A 15,374-nucleotide genomic window follows, 5' to 3' on the forward strand; every position below is an offset into this window, starting at 1 on the left:
TTACAACAAAAAAACTTTATTTCACTTCTGTCCAATTTCCGTCCTCTTTGATCAGATCGATCAGATCATCCAAAGCTTTGGCAGAGCTTACATTTTTTTTCACTACTTCTTTACCACGGTATAAAGTAATTTTACCCGGGCCTGTGCCTACATAACCATAATCGGCATCAGCCATTTCACCGGGCCCGTTCACAATACAACCCATAATTCCGATTTTGATCCCTTTCAAATGATCAGTTCTCGAACGGATCAGCTGTGTTGTTTCCTGTAAATCAAACAATGTTCTGCCACAACTCGGGCAAGAAATATATTCCGTCTTCGAGATCCTTGTGCGGGTGGCCTGCAGAATTCCAAAACTTGTAGAATTCATAACCGGAAGACCAACTGTCTCAGGAGCATCAATCCACACTCCATCCCCTAAACCATCTGTAAACAGCGCCCCTAAATCAGTCGCCGCATATAACTGCAAATCGTCTGCACTAATCGCAGCATAAGATCTCTTCACAATAACCGGGATCTGGTTCCCGCTTTTCATCAGGTCAATAAAAAAGGCTCTCTGCTCAATAGTCCCCTCTTCAGAAGAAGTCTCCAGAACCAGCACTACCGTTTCATCCAGCAGCGCTAACAGTACCTTACTATAATTCTTTGCATTAACAGCAACAAGATTCAGGATAGGATCTTTCTGAACAGCAGAAGCATAATCTTCCAGTTTAATCAGCGGATGACAATTGCCTTTATCCTTCAGTACTAACCATGTTCTGTAGTTATAAATCTGGCGTAAATTGCCCGGAAAAGAGAAAGAAGGTAATTCATCGCCCAAATAAACAAGATCACAAGCCTGATCGGCCATGTTATACTTATCTAGTCCTGCACTGTATTTATACCCCACCTCAGTCAGGAAATAAGGATCTTTTAAATTCTTTGAAGACACATCCAGCATCACTACCGGATGATGATGCCCCCCAATATGCTGCACAGGTAAAGTTACCCTGCGGCTATATCCATAAGGATTATAAGGTAAATCCCGGATCTCAATTCTTTCCTTCTCTACCACATTCAAAGCGCGGTTTACATAACGATCGGCAAGCGCCTTAGCTACCGGAGCTTCAAATTCAGGATCTTCCGTTAAAGAAACCCTGATAGTATCTCCCAAACCATCTTCCAGTAAAGTACCAATACCAACCGCAGATTTGATTCTTCCATCCTCTCCGTCACCTGCTTCAGTAACCCCAAGGTGCAGCGGATAATTCATCCCCTCCTTCACCATCGTTTCTACCAGCAAACGATAAGCCTGAACCATCACCTGTGTATTACTTGCTTTCATGGAAATCACCAGGTTATAATAATTCAGGTCCTCACAGATCCTCATAAATTCCATGGCCGATTCCACCATACCGCGTGGTGTATCTCCGTACTGGCTCATAATCCTGTCTGATAAAGACCCGTGATTTGTACCAATACGCATTGCAGTACCATATTCCTTGCAAATTTTCACTAGAGGTGAAAACTTTTTATAAATTCTTTCCAGCTCGGCCTGATAAGCCTGCTGCGTATATTCTATATTTTCAAAACGCTTCTTATCTGCATAATTACCCGGATTAACCCTTACCTTTTCCACAATACGGGCAGCAGCCTCAGCAGCATTGGGCGTAAAATGTATATCGGCTACTAAAGGGACATTATACCCCCTAAACCTCAGCTCCTTCTTAATATTAGCCAGATTTTCAGCCTCCTTCATACTCGGCGCTGTAATCCTTACATACTCACAACCAGACTCTACCATCCTGATAGTCTGTTCTACCGTTCCCAGCGTGTCCATAGTGTCAGTAGTGGTCATAGACTGTATCCTGATTGGATTCAATCCGCCCATAGGAATATCCCCTATAGAAACCTCACGTGTTAAGAACCTGGAATACTGGTTTAGATAATTACAATAACCCCCGGCCAATTCTTTTTGTGCTGCTACGTTTTCCATAAGGGTACAAAGATAAAGATTATGTTTTATATGTGAATTCACATAGAAATTATAAAGATTAAGTTTTGTAGGTGAATTCAGATAAATTCCAAAACAGCCCTGTAATCCCAATAAATGGTGGAGGAGAAAAAATAAAAAAGGAATAGCCACATTCCGGACATTGTTCATTCTTCATGAACGCCGACCGGAATGTGGCTATTCCTTTTTTGTTTTTAGATCAGGCGATCTTTGATAACCAAAGTCCCTGCAGCAACGTCGTGAAAACACTGTTGCTTCTTATTCAAAAAACTATACAGATACCCAAAAAATAGTGGTGCAACAGATAAAATCTTCCCCAGGTTCCTTACAAAAGACAAACCAATACTCACCCTTGCTCCCCCCATATCCGTTACCTTAATACTTAATAACCTTTTCCCAATCGTCCCCTGCTTCGCAGAAGCCTCCGCAAATACACCATAAACAAACTTGAACACCGGAATCAGCGGCAAAAGCAACAAAGCGAAAGAAATCCTTTCCCCCTGCCCATTCACAAAAGCAAAACAACAAAGCACCACTACAATATAAACCAAAAACAAAATAAAGTAATCAATCACAGCAGCCAGCAAACGCTGATCAAAAGAAGCAAAATACTGCGGAGCGGTCTGTTCATAGCTGAAACCAAAAAGCGCACGGAGTTCAGGGAACTCGTGCGCTTCTTTATAATCGTCCATTCCGGGCTTTCTCACAAAAGTTCCCGATACAATACTCATATCCTTTAAATGTTCAAAATCGTATGGCCCCTCAGGCTTTCCATTAACGACTACAATATAATTACGTTCCAATAGCTCTTAATGTCTGGTTACTTCAAAATTACTCAATCCACCATCCAGATTAATAAAAATCTTTTTAGCAGATCCATTATAATTTGAAGTCTCGTAATTATTATTGTCAATCTTGATAAAACCAGGAAAATCCTTTGCAGAAAGACCAGTTTTAGTTTTAATCCTGCAACCCGAAGCCTCAGGAATACTGATCTCTACCGAAGCCACCCCTGTTTTCACCGCTACATCAGTAATCGGCAATAAAGACCCTATCTTCACATCAACAGAAGCTGCGCCACCATCAAACCTGAAACTTCTTACCTTATAACCAGTCAGGTCTAAATCTACCTCACCAGCACCCATATTCATATTCACAGTCCATTCAGGTCTTTTATTCAACCTTAAATCAACATTGTTCCCTCCATTTCCAAGCGACCAGTTTCCTTTTTTCTCTTTCATTTTAAAAGTCACTGTATTCACAGAATCTGAACTCTCTTTCTGTAAGATGAAATTTCCATTTTTGCGCTCTACATCCGCTGTAACCAGCTCATCCGTTTCCCCTTTCAAATTAAAAGACGTTCCTCCGCCAGAAATATTCAGCACCGTCTTTTTCAGGCTATCCGCAGCAACAAACGGCTCTGTAAATTTGATATTTTCCGTTTCTTCATCCCCGGCGCTGTCTAAATCCAGGTCAAGATCTTTAGTGAACCGGTCACCAATCCAGTTTTTATGAAGCGGAGGCTGTTGCCCTCTGTAAAATACAAAACCAAGCATCAGGACCAGTACGCCCAGAGAGATCATGTTTCCAGTCTCCGACTTGTTCCTGTTAAACAGGATATTTACTCCCGCAATGATTAAAAATACAGGCCAGAAGCTCCATACATTTCTCCAGTAAAAATTAATGACATTAAAGTTCTCTAATAAAAGGACTGCACCTACAAACAGTAGTATCACACCCCACATTACTCTATTCAATTTCATAAGCTTTATTAGTTAAGGGGTTTTACAATTGATTATCAGGAGTCTGATCTGCAGGTTTCGCAGGTTCCGGGGCAACAGGCTGCTGCGCTGTGGTATTCAGATCCTCAGGCTGCTCAGTCTTCCATTCTTCCCATGTATTTTTACGTTTTGCTTTCAGAATGAAACTTAAACCGATCGCAACGAACAATAAAGGCCATAATTTACCCAGTCTGAACCAATAAGGGATCAGGTTAAACTCATTCATCAGAAAATATAAACCGATAACCAAAAGGACTAATCCTCCGACAGTCCGGCCCGTATCATTATTTTTTGGCAGAGATTTAAAATCTACCGGATTCTGCCATTCCTGTGCAGGTGCTGCTTTTACATCCGGATTTCCCGGTGCAGCAGCTGGTGGTTGCTGCCCAAACGGCGGCGTATTAAATCCCTGAAAATCATTCTGTTTTTTGAAATAATCATTAAACTTTGAAAATTTCGCAGCCGGATCATTGTTGACCGGTACTACAATCCACATCACCAGATAAACCAGGATACCAGTTCCAACCAAAAATATAGTTGACAATACAAATAATAACCTGATAATCGTTACATCTACCTGCATATACTCTGCTAATCCTGATGAAACGCCTGCAATTATCTTGTCATGTTCGTTTCTTAACAATCTGTTTTCCATAAATCACTCTCCTATATTATTAACAATAAAATCATTAACGGTCTTAACAACATTTATAATGTTTAAGTTTCACAAGCTATAAACATTGATTAAGCCTAAATACACAATTAAGACTAAGCAAGTTCTATTTAGTTACAAAAGACTGCAAAGCATTTTTTCTCCCCCTTGAAAATTCTATAGATCAAATCCTAACCGGCTGCAAAAAACCGCATTATTCATCAAATAGCAGAATATTTTTTTGAAATAAACAAACCCACAACATTTTTTGTTGTTTCTTTGTATTATTATAGTATTAATACATTAGCTAATTTCTTACTGAATGAACTTCACCAATTTTGGTAGATACCTGTTGCTGTTGAGAGCAGTTTTCAGGAAACCCGAAAAATTTAAAATATATCTTAAGGCCATCTTTCAACAGATGGATTTTGTAGGTGTCGGCTCCCTTGGTTTGATTGCTATCATTTCTACCTTTATCGGGGCGGTTATGACTTTACAGATCGCATTCCAGCTGGTGAGTGACTTTATACCTAAAACTATTATTGGTTCGGTGACAAGGGATTCAAGTATTCTGGAACTCAGCCCGACGATTACAGCAATCGTACTTGCGGGTAAAATTGGTTCTGCCATTTCTTCGGAAATTGGGACCATGCGGGTGAGTGAGCAAATTGATGCGCTTGAAATCATGGGGATCAATTCACCAGGTTACCTGATCCTCCCTAAACTGATTGCAGGGATTACCATGGTACCGGTTTTGGTGATTTTTGCCATGGTATTAAGTATAACAGGTGGTTATCTGGGTGGTACTTTATCAGGCGCAGTAACTCCGGCAGAATATATTCAGGGTATTACTACTGATTTTAATCCTTACACCATTGTTGTGGCACTGGTCAAAGCATTTGTTTTTGGTTTCATCATTACGACGGTTCCTGCATACGAAGGTTTTTACGTAAAAGGCGGGGCATTAGAAGTAGCTCAGGCAAGTACAAGAGCGGTTGTCGTAAGCTGTATCAGCATCCTGGCTTGTGATTACATTGTAACCCAATTATTATTATGATCGAAATCAAAGACATTGAAAAATCTTTCGGGTCCAATACTGTCCTGAAAGGCATATCAGGTATATTCAAAGAAGGTTTAACGAATTTGATCATTGGTGGTTCGGGTTCAGGAAAAACTACCCTGCTGAAATGTATGATAGGTTTACATACCCCTGAAAAAGGGAGTGTACAATATGATGGAAGAGAGTTCATTGATATGGATTTCGAACAGCGTATTGAAATCCGTAAAGAAATCGGCATGCTTTTCCAGGGTTCGGCACTTTTTGACTCGATGACTGTGGAAGAAAATATCATGTTTCCACTGAATATGTTTACCGATCACAGTTTTAAAGAAAAACTGGAACGTGTTAACTTTTGCCTGGAAAGGGTTAACCTGGAAGGTAAAAACAAACTTTTCCCGGCTGAACTTTCAGGAGGAATGAAAAAACGTGTGGGAATTGCCCGTGCGATTGCCATGAACCCCAAATATCTTTTTGTGGATGAGCCTAACTCAGGGCTTGATCCGAAAACATCAATCGTTATTGATGAGCTGATTAAGGAAATTACTGAAGAATATAATACCACTACAATTGTAGTTACCCACGATATGAACTCGGTTATGGGAATTGGTGATTATATTCTGTTCTTACACGAAGGAAAAAAATTCTGGGAAGGTTCTAATAAAGAGATCGCCCATACAGACATAGCAGAACTTAATGATTTTGTTTTTGCCAGCCGTTTCATGAAAGCTGCCAAGAAAAACTTTTAATAACATTTGTACAAAAATATTTATGATAAGCCTACTTACCCCCACGCACTGGAAAGATTATGAGTTGATTGACTGTGGAGATTTTGAAAAATTAGAGCGCTTTGGCAATCTGATCCTTTGCAGACCTGAGCCTCAGGCTGTGTGGAAAAAAATGCTTCCTGAACAGGAATGGAAAAAACTAACACATATCAGGTTTAAAGGTCGTTCTGCAACTTCCGGAGAATGGGTAAAATCTACTGGAAATGTTCCTGACCGCTGGAATGTAGAATACAAAAATGAGGAGGTAAAAATTAACCTTCGCCTGGGTTTAACTTCTTTTAAACATGTAGGTGTTTTCCCTGAGCAGGCAGTAAACTGGGATTATATCTCTTCTTCGATTAAAAAATTCAAAAACCCAAAACCGAAAGTACTTAACCTTTTTGCTTATACTGGTGCAGCATCATTGATTGCACAGGCTTCAGGTGCGGATACAACACATGTGGATTCAATCAAACAGGTAGTAAACTGGGCTAACGAAAACCAGGAGTTATCTCAGCTGAAAGATGTAAGATGGGTTGTGGAAGATGCTTTGAAATTTGTAAAACGTGAATTGAAACGCGGTAAAAAATATAACGGTATCATTTTAGATCCTCCTGCATTCGGACATGGCCCAAATGGAGAGAAGTGGAAACTGGAAGATCATATCCAGGAAATGATGCAGGATGTAGTACAATTACTGGATGAGGAAGAACACTTCCTGATTCTGAATACCTACTCTTTAGGGTTCTCTTCTGTCATTGTAGAAAATCTGATTAAAACTTCTTTCCCCCAGGTAAGAAACCTTGAAACTGGTGAATTATATCTTCAGGCCACTTCGGGCATCAAATTACCATTGGGTGTATTTGGAAAATTCAATACTTTCTCTTCTTAAGAAGAGAAAGTATTTTTTGTCTGAGCTGATTAGGTGGTTCCCGGAATAATTGCCGCCTCCACCAATCTATATTCTATAACTGGTGCTCCCGCTACTCCTCCATCGGCATTACTGGAACTTACAAACCTGAGTTTATAAAAGTTTCCATCTGCATCTTTAATCACATAAAAACGATCTCTGTTCACGACAGGTCTATCATCCGGGGTTAATGATCTCCATTTTACCCCAATCGCTTCACGTGTATTTAAATAGGTAAGTCCGGCCAATTTACTTTTATCGAAGTTCTCATATTCTTTCGCCGACTGATCTTTGATCATCACTTCGGAAGAAGTTACGCCCCCTAAAAAGTTAATGAGTACAAAATCATGGGTGGCTATAGCTTTACCATCTGCGGTATTAGAGGTAGTCCATGTCCATTGTATATCCCACAAAGATTGTGCAGGCTCTCCGATTGGAGAAGGGCGGTTAAAGCTGAAAAAATTAAAATTATAGGAAAGATCTTTATTGACTGTAAACTCTGTAAAAGAAGGATTATCATTACTCATTGGTGCAAATTTGATGCGGTATCCATTGGTTCCTTTATAAACTTTCACTTTAAACCACGGCCTTTTAAGAGGTACAGACGGAATAAGCGGTGTGGTTGGCGTAGCAGGTACAGCAGTAGTCATTGGCGGCAGTCCTGCATAACCAGTGTTCACAATATAAATCTTACTTGATGCTTCATTCTCCCCTACTTCAATTGTTGTCAGCTTAGACAAATATTCGGTCGGTGTGCCGGTTACCGGATCTGCAAGTGCAGCGCTACCAGCAGCATTAAGCTGTAATGATTCAATTACCTTAATAGAATCTGCCTGTAATACATTGGCGAAACTTGTTTGACCTGAATAAACAGCCAGCGCCCCCATGGTATGGTTGAGAATAACTTTAAAATCTGATCCGGGATAAAGACCAAGATCCCAGTTTGCCCGCGTTACCGGAGTCACTAAACCCTTACTAAAATCGACAAAAACGCCGTTGGCAGCATTCACACCGAGCTCAGTTCCAGCCACACCGGGAAGCGTTACCTGCTGTCCGTCAAATGGCTTCGGGTATCTGTAGTCGACGCTGTCTTTTTTACATCCGGCAAAAGCTAAAACTACACTGCAGCAAATAATAAGTATATTATTTTTATTCATGTTAAATCTCTAATTCTCTAAAAACGCTAAGAAACGTAAAGATAATATTCCTGACCTTGAAATTTTCACAAATCTGGTGCGGAAAAGGCAGATTATCTCAGTTTCAGAGGTCTGAGTGTTATTAATCTGATAATTCTTTTACGGATTGGAGATTTTGTCAGCCGAATGTGTAGTTTTGCAGCCACACGAATTCATATTAAATCACTTTATAACCTATGAAAATACCACAACTCGCGGGAACATTATTAATTGCATTTACAACAGTCACTCTTTTTGCCAATTGTACTTCTGGTACAGATAAAAAAGGTGAAAAAACAAAAACGACTATAAGTGCATCAGGAGATTCTTCGGAAGTTGCTGTTACTGATACCTCACGTAAGCCTATTGATACGGCAAAATACAATGCTTTAATGTTAAAGCTTGCACATGGCGACACTACGGGAAGATGGCCGGTTAAGCCTCAGCCTTATCCGCTGCCTGGCGCAATTTTACCTTACAAAAGGATTGTTGCTTACTACGGAAATATATATTCAAAAAGAATGGGTGCTTTAGGGGAATACGCACCTAAGGAAATGTTATCCAGACTGGATGTTGAAGTAAAGAAATGGGAGAAAGCTGATCCTTCGACCCCTGTTCAGCCTGCTTTGCACTATATCGCTGTGGTAGCTCAGGGTGATCCTGGTAAAGATGGCAAGCACAGATTCAGAATGCCTGATAAGCAAATTGATTCAGTACTGGCTATTTCAAGAATGCGCAAAAACATGATTGTGTTCCTTGATATTCAAGTATCGTTAAGCACGATCAGAGATGAATTGCCTTTATTGGAAAAATACTTGAAAATGCCTAATGTTCATTTGGGTATAGATCCTGAATTCTCTATGAAAGAAGGTGTAAAACCAGGAAAAAGAATAGGTACATATGATGCTGCTGATATTAATTACTGTTCACAGTTCCTGGCTAACCTGGTAAAGAAATACAATTTGCCTCCAAAGGTTTTTACGGTTCACCGTTTTACAAAGAGAATGGTTACGAACTACAAAAATATCAAGTTGCGTCCTGAGGTTCAAATCGTCATGCACATGGATGGATGGGGAGAACCTGAACTTAAAAAAGGTACTTACCGTCACTTCATCTTTAGCGAACCAGTTGAGTTCACAGGTTTCAAATTGTTCTATAAAAATGATTTGAAAAAAGCGCCAAACAAATTGATGACTCCAGAAGAGTTAATGAAACTTACGCCTATACCTGTATATATACAGTACCAGTAGGTCTGCTGATTTTTCTATAAAAAGCGCCCTGTTATTAATTAACAGGGCGCTTTTTTATTGCTGCCAAACCGGGTATCTAAAACGGTTATGCTGTAATATTATTGTTTGTTGCCTTTGGGCCCCAACAATTATACTTTCATTGTTAATTAAAAATTAATAAGTTTGATCTATGCAGGATTTCTCGTTATACTTCGAATTGGGTTGGCAACATATATTAAACTGGAGGGGATATGACCATATTCTTTTTGTGATAGTTTTATGTGGTGCTTATACTTTGACGGATTGGAAGAGGGTATTATTACTGGTTACTGCTTTCACTATAGGTCATAGTATTACACTTGCTTTAAGTGTGTTAAAGGTGATTACAGTTAAAACTAATTTAATTGAATTCCTGATTCCGGTAACGATATTGGTTACTGCGGCTTCGAATATACTTGGGGGTAAGTCGTCAAGGCCCAAGGGTGTGCAGCTGAAGTATATACTTGCCCTGTTCTTCGGATTGATCCATGGAATGGGCTTTTCTAATTATCTGAATAGCTTATTAGGTAAAAGCACCAATATTGTAGCAGAGTTATTTGCTTTCAATATCGGGCTTGAATTCGGTCAGATTCTTATTGTAACCGGGATATTGCTGATTTCTTTTGTCCTGGTCAATATCTTCAAGGTCAAAAAGTGGAATTGGAATTTCTTTTTATCTTCCGCAATATTTGGTATCTCCTTTATTATGGCCGCAGAGCGATGGCCTGACTTATTCCGTTAGAATAAGCCAAGCTGACCTTTATCGTCAATCTCTACATCATCTGGATTAGTGATTTCGAATTTAACATTTTTATTGAGTGAAGCTTCTTTGGTGACTTTACTTTTAGCATCGTCAGTTTTCTTTTGCTTCGCTGGTTTAGCTGCTGGTGTTTCAGTTTTTTCAGGAGCAGCAGGAGTAACTGGCTCTTCTGCTTTCACAGGAACAACTGGTATTTCCGCTATTTCAGGAATAACCGGCGCTTCTGCTTTCACAGGAACAACTGGTGTTTCCACTATTTCAGGAGCAACTGACTCTTCTGCTTTCTTCCTGCGTTTTACTGGAGTCTGTACAATTTCTTCAACAGGCTGTACTATATTTTCCTTCCTGATCCATTCCTTTTTAACAACAGGGGCCTCTTTTTCTTCTTCAACTACAGAAGGACTCTCGGGGCGTTCAGCAACACTATCTTCAATTTCAACTATTTCTTCCTCAGCGGCTATTTCTTCAGCATCTGTACCGGTTTGTCCGGCTTCTTCTTCAACCGGCGTAACGTCATCGCCAGTTTCAGTTTCATCATCGGTTTGGACTTCGGCTTCAGCTTCGGTTAATCCTGCTGAAACCGCTGGCTCCTGATCATCCTCAGCAATCTCTTCTGCTGCTGCTGTACTTTCTTTAACCTCTTCTTCAAGAACCGGCTCATTCTCTTCCGCATTACTGATGGTAATAGTTTTCACATCATGCTGGCTTAACCGGTTACCGTTAGCTTTGATACCTTTTAAATCTATAAAGTCTGCAAGCACGATTTCCAGTGTCTCAGGAATCTGTGTTTTACCTTTTAATACATCAACGGTCAATGTTGCCTCAGGATTACTGGTCAGGTGCAGGAATCTCGAACCAGTTTCCTCACTGATCAGCGTTTGTTTTTTACCTATCGCAATAGGTTCAAAAACAAAGCGTTTAATAAAGTAGTTCTTAGCCTTTCCTTCATACTGTACTACTGCAAATGGTTTTTCAGGATCAAATTTCTGGATCAGCAGCAGATCGGCATCGAAATGGTTACTCAATTCAAAAGAACTCAGTTCATACCAGCCTTCTTTATGAACTTGCAGGATCTTATCATCCCCATCAAATTCACCCAGGTATTTACCTCTGCCATCCACATTTAATCTTCTTAGTAAATCATCATACCAGATTTTCAGACCAGACAGCGTTGAAACACCTTTGCTCTTTAATAAAACCTTTTTAATAGGATATTTGGAAACTATATTTCCCTGAGAAGCACGTCCTTTAATAGCAATATCTGCAAAGTCAATATCAAACTGCAATTTCTTCAGTTTGGTATGCGGTTTAAGCAATACGGTAATGATCTCAGCCTCCCCATTAGGATTAGGTGTGAAATACAACATCTTCGATCCTTTACTTCCTTTTGTTAAATCGTACTCTTTGTCACGGGTCACACCCATTACAGCGAAACGTTTGATATAAGAAGTACCGCTTGCGCCATCTTTGTAAATCAGGTTATATATAGTACGGTCATCATTCTTTTTAAAGACCTGTGCGTAAACAATCCCTTTTCCTACAAATGTTTTGTCTGCTACTTTAGTAATAGTGCATTTACCGTCTTCCCTGAAAACAATGATTTCATCCAGGTCAGAGCAGTCGGCAATAAATTCATCTTTTTTAAGCCCGGTTCCGATAAAACCATCTTCCCGGTTCATATAGAGTTTAACGTTGGCCAGAGCAACTTTGGAAGCCTCCACCCTGTCAAACAGACGGATTTCCGTTTTACGTTCTCTTCCTTTTCCGTATTTATCTTTTAATTTCTGATACCATGCAATCGCATAATCGGTCAGGTGACGAAGGTGGTTTTTCACTACCTTAATATCATCCGCCAATGCTTTCATCTGGTCATCTGCTTTTTTAACATCAAAGCGGGTAATGCTGCTCATCGGTTTATCGATCAGCTTTTTAAAATCTTCCGGTAAGATCTCTCTGTACAGCTGTTCTTTGAAAGGGGTAAACAATATATTCAATACCTCTACTACAGCATCGAAATTACTCGCATTCTCATATTCAGCATGCTTGTACATTCCTTCCTGAATGAAGATCTTCAATAAAGAACTGAAGAAAATCTTTTCCTGAAGCTCATGCAGCCTGATTTCCAGTTCCTGTTTTAACAGGTTTTTGGTATTCTGAGTATTTTCTAAAAGGATAGTATTTACACTCAGGAACTGAGGTTTATCATCTTTAATAATACAGGTATTCGGAGAAATAGAAACCTCACAGGAAGTAAATGCGTAAAGTGCATCTATAGTCACATCCGGTGATATACCCGGCGCAAGCTGAATGACAATCTCCACATGTGCGGCTGTATTGTCTTCAATCTTCTTGATTTTGATTTTACCTTTATCATTAGCAGAAAGAATACTGTCAATGACAGAGCCGGTAGTGGTGCTGTAAGGGATTTCAGTAATGACCAGGGTCTTCTTGTCCTTTTCAGTGATTTTAGCACGTACACGAATCTTACCTCCACGCATTCCTTCGTTATAAGCAGAAAAATCTGCCATACCCCCGGTAAAGAAGTCAGGAAGGATATTAGGTTTTTCACCTTGCAGAATGGCAATGGAGGCATCAAGCAGTTCGATAAAGTTATGCGGCATAACTTTAGTAGCCAGACCTACTGCAATTCCTTCTGCTCCCTGTGCTAATAGCAGCGGGAATTTTACAGGTAAAGTAAGCGGCTCATTATTCCGTCCGTCATAACTTAATTGCCAGATAGTTGTATCTGCGTTGAAGACAACTTCTGTGGCGAATTTTGACAGACGTGCTTCAATATAACGCGGCGCGGCTGCACTATCACCGGTAATCGGATCTCCCCAGTTACCCTGACAGTCAATCAGCAGGTCTTTCTGACCAATCTGCACCATGGCATCCCCAATAGAAGCATCCCCGTGCGGGTGATATTTCATGGTATTTCCAATCACATTGGCTGCCTTATTGAAACGTCCGTCGTCCATTTCTTTCAGCGAGTGCATAATTCTACGCTGAACGGGCTTCAATCCATCATTAATATGGGGTACTGCCCGGTCTAAAATTACATAAGAGGCATAATCGAGGAACCAGTTCTCGTAAAGGCCATTAATAGGTATTACGGTATGTTTTGTCTCTTCGTTTACGTTATTATCTAATTCGTCGCTCATCAAGAAAGGGGTTTGGATGGCGTAAAGATAAGGCATCCGCTCAAATTTTGAGAACACAATTTCCCAACAGTTTTAAAAAAAACTGCCGGGGTGCTTAGATTCTGGAATTAATCCGCCAAACGGTCTTCTACAAAGACAAAAGGCAATAAGCTTTTGATACCTTTCACTTTTAGAACCTTACCGTCCAGGCAATAAAAAATCACTTCTATTTCTTTATTTTGTTTCCTTTCAAATTCGGCCATCACCTGTAAACAAGCGCCGCAGCAGGTAATGGGCTGCTCAATTTTAAAGTTATCGGTATGGGCGGTAATCGCCATAGTTTCTATGATCGCATTGGGATAAGTTGCCCCAATTGTAAAAAGAGCGACACGCTCTGCACAAAGTCCTGATGGATAAGCCAGGTTTTCCTGGTTACTACCGGAAACGACCACACCATCATTTAACCTTACCGCTGTGGCAACTTTAAAATTAGAGTATGGAGAATAAGAGGTTTTAAGCGCTTCCTTTGCTTGCACACATAAGGATTGATCAGCTGCGTTCAGTTCTGCTAACTGATCGTAGGATTCATAAGCAATGGAAATATTTAATTTATTCATATAAGTTAAAAATTAAAATAACAGACATCATGGTTGATGGTTCATGCCTGGTAACAATTATATCCCGATAAAAAATGGGGGCTCACAATATACGTTGTTAATTTGAAGAGATCCTAAATAACATAAATACATGTAATAATAAAACATATTGTTTCCAATATAGATAAATATTACCAACAATAGAGAAATGCAGAGTAAGTTGGGCATAAATCAATTGAATTATGCCAGATAAGATGAACAAGTATATTGATCCGTTGTCAGATTTCGGTTTTAAACACCTTTTTGGCGGTGAGCCGAACAAGGATATTATGATTGAATTCCTAAATGCGCTATTTAAAGGGCAGAAAAACATTACCGATATTGTATATAGTCCAACGGAGTATGCAGGTGATGACCAGGAGTACAGAAAGGTTTCTTTTGACTTATTATGTACGGGAACACAGGGAGAGCAGTTTATCGTAGAAATGCAGCGGGTTTCGCATTCCAATTTTAGTGACCGGTGTATTTTTTATTTAAGCCGGCTGGTCCATCAGCAAAAGTTACTGGGTAAAGGGAACTGGAATTTCAAGCTGAAGGAGGTCTTCCTGATTGCCATACTGGATTTTAAAATGAAAAGCAGCACAAACGACCATTATCTGCAAAGTATTTCACTGGTGAATACCGGTACAGGTGAAATATTCCACAATGGACTGGGATTTAAGTTTTTGGAACTGCCTAAATTTGATAAAAAAGAAGATGAACTGGAGACTGAACTGGACAAATGGGTTTATATGCTTAAACACATGCAAAGTCTGGGTAAGATCCCGGGTTATCTTGACAAACGTATTTTTCAAAAAATATTTAATGTAGCTGAAATGAGCAGACTAACAGCCGAACAACGATTTATACATGATTTAGATCAGCAGAAAAAATGGGAATATCAATGTATTCTTGATGAAACCCTCCAAACAGGAATGGAAAGAGGTGAAGCAAAAGGGCTGGATAAAGGAATGCAGCATGGGATTGAGGAAGGTATTGAGCGGGGATTCAAGAAAGGAATACTGGAGGGCATCGAAAAGGGAATTGAACAAGGTCTTGAACAAGGAAAACTCGAGATTTTCATTGAATTGGCAAGAGAAATGAAAAAAGAAAATTTTGATATGCTTAAAATCGCACAATTCACGAAGTTATCCTCCGAAGTCATTAAAAATCTATAATCCTTATATTAAATATATAAAGACCTTGAAACCGGGTCTTTATATATAGTTTCCTATA

At 39.7% G+C, this 15,374-nt stretch carries 13 protein-coding genes; 6 read left to right on the plus strand and 7 right to left on the minus strand.

Annotated elements, in window-relative coordinates:
• Positions 1–16: 16 nt before the first annotated feature.
• The 4 genes from ispG to LY11_RS22230 form a co-directional block, all read right to left on the minus strand.
• Positions 17–1,975 carry a (E)-4-hydroxy-3-methylbut-2-enyl-diphosphate synthase gene (ispG, locus tag LY11_RS22215; protein WP_111635819.1) on the minus strand — a complete coding sequence of 653 codons (1,959 nt, stop codon included), beginning with the start codon at positions 1,973–1,975 and terminating at the stop codon, positions 17–19.
• Between the two features lie 212 nt (positions 1,976–2,187).
• Entirely contained in the window at positions 2,188–2,796 is a 609-nt protein-coding gene (locus tag LY11_RS22220) for an RDD family protein (protein WP_170132754.1), read from the minus strand.
• Between the two features lie 6 nt (positions 2,797–2,802).
• On the minus strand, positions 2,803–3,756 hold the full coding sequence (locus tag LY11_RS22225; RefSeq protein ID WP_111635820.1) for a LiaF transmembrane domain-containing protein: 954 nt from the start codon (positions 3,754–3,756) through the stop codon (positions 2,803–2,805).
• A gap of 22 nt (positions 3,757–3,778) precedes the next feature.
• Complete coding sequence (locus LY11_RS22230; RefSeq protein ID WP_111635821.1) at positions 3,779–4,429, minus strand: PspC domain-containing protein; 651 nt, start codon at positions 4,427–4,429, stop codon at positions 3,779–3,781.
• A 319-nt stretch (positions 4,430–4,748) separates the two neighbouring features.
• Between LY11_RS22230 and LY11_RS22235 the strand changes: the two genes are divergently transcribed.
• Genes LY11_RS22235 through LY11_RS22245 form a run of 3 tightly spaced genes read left to right on the plus strand, consistent with a single transcriptional unit; the run spans position 4,749 to position 7,142 of the window.
• The gene (locus LY11_RS22235) at positions 4,749–5,483 is read left to right on the plus strand and encodes an MlaE family ABC transporter permease (protein ID WP_111635822.1); all 735 of its coding nucleotides are present in this window, start codon (positions 4,749–4,751) and stop codon (positions 5,481–5,483) included.
• Positions 5,480–6,232, plus strand: a complete 753-nt coding sequence (locus LY11_RS22240; protein ID WP_111635823.1) for an ABC transporter ATP-binding protein — start codon at positions 5,480–5,482, stop codon at positions 6,230–6,232. Before LY11_RS22235 ends, LY11_RS22240 begins: the two co-directional genes overlap by 4 nt.
• 22 nt (positions 6,233–6,254) lie before the next feature.
• Positions 6,255–7,142: a class I SAM-dependent methyltransferase gene (locus LY11_RS22245; RefSeq protein WP_111635824.1), complete on the plus strand. Its 888-nt coding sequence runs from the start codon at positions 6,255–6,257 to the stop codon at positions 7,140–7,142.
• A gap of 29 nt (positions 7,143–7,171) precedes the next feature.
• Here the strand turns inward: LY11_RS22245 and LY11_RS22250 are convergent, their stop codons facing one another.
• The gene (locus LY11_RS22250) at positions 7,172–8,317 is read right to left on the minus strand and encodes an HmuY family protein (protein ID WP_111635825.1); all 1,146 of its coding nucleotides are present in this window, start codon (positions 8,315–8,317) and stop codon (positions 7,172–7,174) included.
• Positions 8,318–8,532: 215 nt separating this feature from the next.
• Between LY11_RS22250 and LY11_RS22255 the strand changes: the two genes are divergently transcribed.
• Positions 8,533–9,585, plus strand: coding sequence for a hypothetical protein (locus tag LY11_RS22255; RefSeq protein ID WP_111635826.1), 1,053 nt, complete (start codon positions 8,533–8,535; stop codon positions 9,583–9,585).
• Between the two features lie 169 nt (positions 9,586–9,754).
• Positions 9,755–10,345 carry a HupE/UreJ family protein gene (locus LY11_RS22260; RefSeq protein WP_111635827.1) on the plus strand — a complete coding sequence of 197 codons (591 nt, stop codon included), beginning with the start codon at positions 9,755–9,757 and terminating at the stop codon, positions 10,343–10,345.
• Here LY11_RS22260 and LY11_RS22265 read toward each other — a convergent pair.
• Both LY11_RS22265 and LY11_RS22270 read right to left on the minus strand, forming a co-directional pair.
• Positions 10,342–13,524, minus strand: a complete 3,183-nt coding sequence (locus LY11_RS22265; protein ID WP_111635854.1) for a DNA gyrase/topoisomerase IV subunit A — start codon at positions 13,522–13,524, stop codon at positions 10,342–10,344. The two genes, LY11_RS22260 and LY11_RS22265, sit on opposite strands and share 4 nt — an antisense overlap.
• A 107-nt stretch (positions 13,525–13,631) precedes the next feature.
• Positions 13,632–14,120: a cytidine deaminase gene (locus tag LY11_RS22270; protein ID WP_111635828.1), complete on the minus strand. Its 489-nt coding sequence runs from the start codon at positions 14,118–14,120 to the stop codon at positions 13,632–13,634.
• A 233-nt stretch (positions 14,121–14,353) separates the two neighbouring features.
• Here LY11_RS22270 and LY11_RS22275 point away from each other — a divergent pair, with 233 nt between their 5' ends.
• Positions 14,354–15,316: an Rpn family recombination-promoting nuclease/putative transposase gene (locus LY11_RS22275; RefSeq protein ID WP_245952859.1), complete on the plus strand. Its 963-nt coding sequence runs from the start codon at positions 14,354–14,356 to the stop codon at positions 15,314–15,316.
• The last annotated feature ends 58 nt before the right edge of the window (positions 15,317–15,374 follow it).

The organism is Pedobacter cryoconitis, assembly GCF_003259615.1.
Lineage (GTDB): Bacteria > Bacteroidota > Bacteroidia > Sphingobacteriales > Sphingobacteriaceae > Pedobacter > Pedobacter cryoconitis.

Excerpts from the sequence above, each read along its gene's own strand:
- LY11_RS22275 (WP_245952859.1), top strand. The coding sequence starts at position 14,354 with ATGAACAAGTATATTGATCCGTTGTCAGATTTCGGTTTTAAACACCTT.
- LY11_RS22255 (WP_111635826.1), top strand. The coding sequence starts at position 8,533 with ATGAAAATACCACAACTCGCGGGAACATTATTAATTGCATTTACAACA.
- LY11_RS22235 (WP_111635822.1), top strand. The coding sequence starts at position 4,749 with ATGAACTTCACCAATTTTGGTAGATACCTGTTGCTGTTGAGAGCAGTT.
- LY11_RS22260 (WP_111635827.1), top strand. The coding sequence starts at position 9,755 with ATGCAGGATTTCTCGTTATACTTCGAATTGGGTTGGCAACATATATTA.
- LY11_RS22245 (WP_111635824.1), top strand. The coding sequence starts at position 6,255 with ATGATAAGCCTACTTACCCCCACGCACTGGAAAGATTATGAGTTGATT.
- LY11_RS22230 (WP_111635821.1), bottom strand. The coding sequence starts at position 4,429 with ATGGAAAACAGATTGTTAAGAAACGAACATGACAAGATAATTGCAGGC.
- LY11_RS22225 (WP_111635820.1), bottom strand. The coding sequence starts at position 3,756 with ATGAAATTGAATAGAGTAATGTGGGGTGTGATACTACTGTTTGTAGGT.
- ispG (WP_111635819.1), bottom strand. The coding sequence starts at position 1,975 with ATGGAAAACGTAGCAGCACAAAAAGAATTGGCCGGGGGTTATTGTAAT.
- LY11_RS22240 (WP_111635823.1), top strand. The coding sequence starts at position 5,480 with ATGATCGAAATCAAAGACATTGAAAAATCTTTCGGGTCCAATACTGTC.
- LY11_RS22250 (WP_111635825.1), bottom strand. The coding sequence starts at position 8,317 with ATGAATAAAAATAATATACTTATTATTTGCTGCAGTGTAGTTTTAGCT.
- LY11_RS22270 (WP_111635828.1), bottom strand. The coding sequence starts at position 14,120 with ATGAATAAATTAAATATTTCCATTGCTTATGAATCCTACGATCAGTTA.
- LY11_RS22265 (WP_111635854.1), bottom strand. The coding sequence starts at position 13,524 with ATGAGCGACGAATTAGATAATAACGTAAACGAAGAGACAAAACATACC.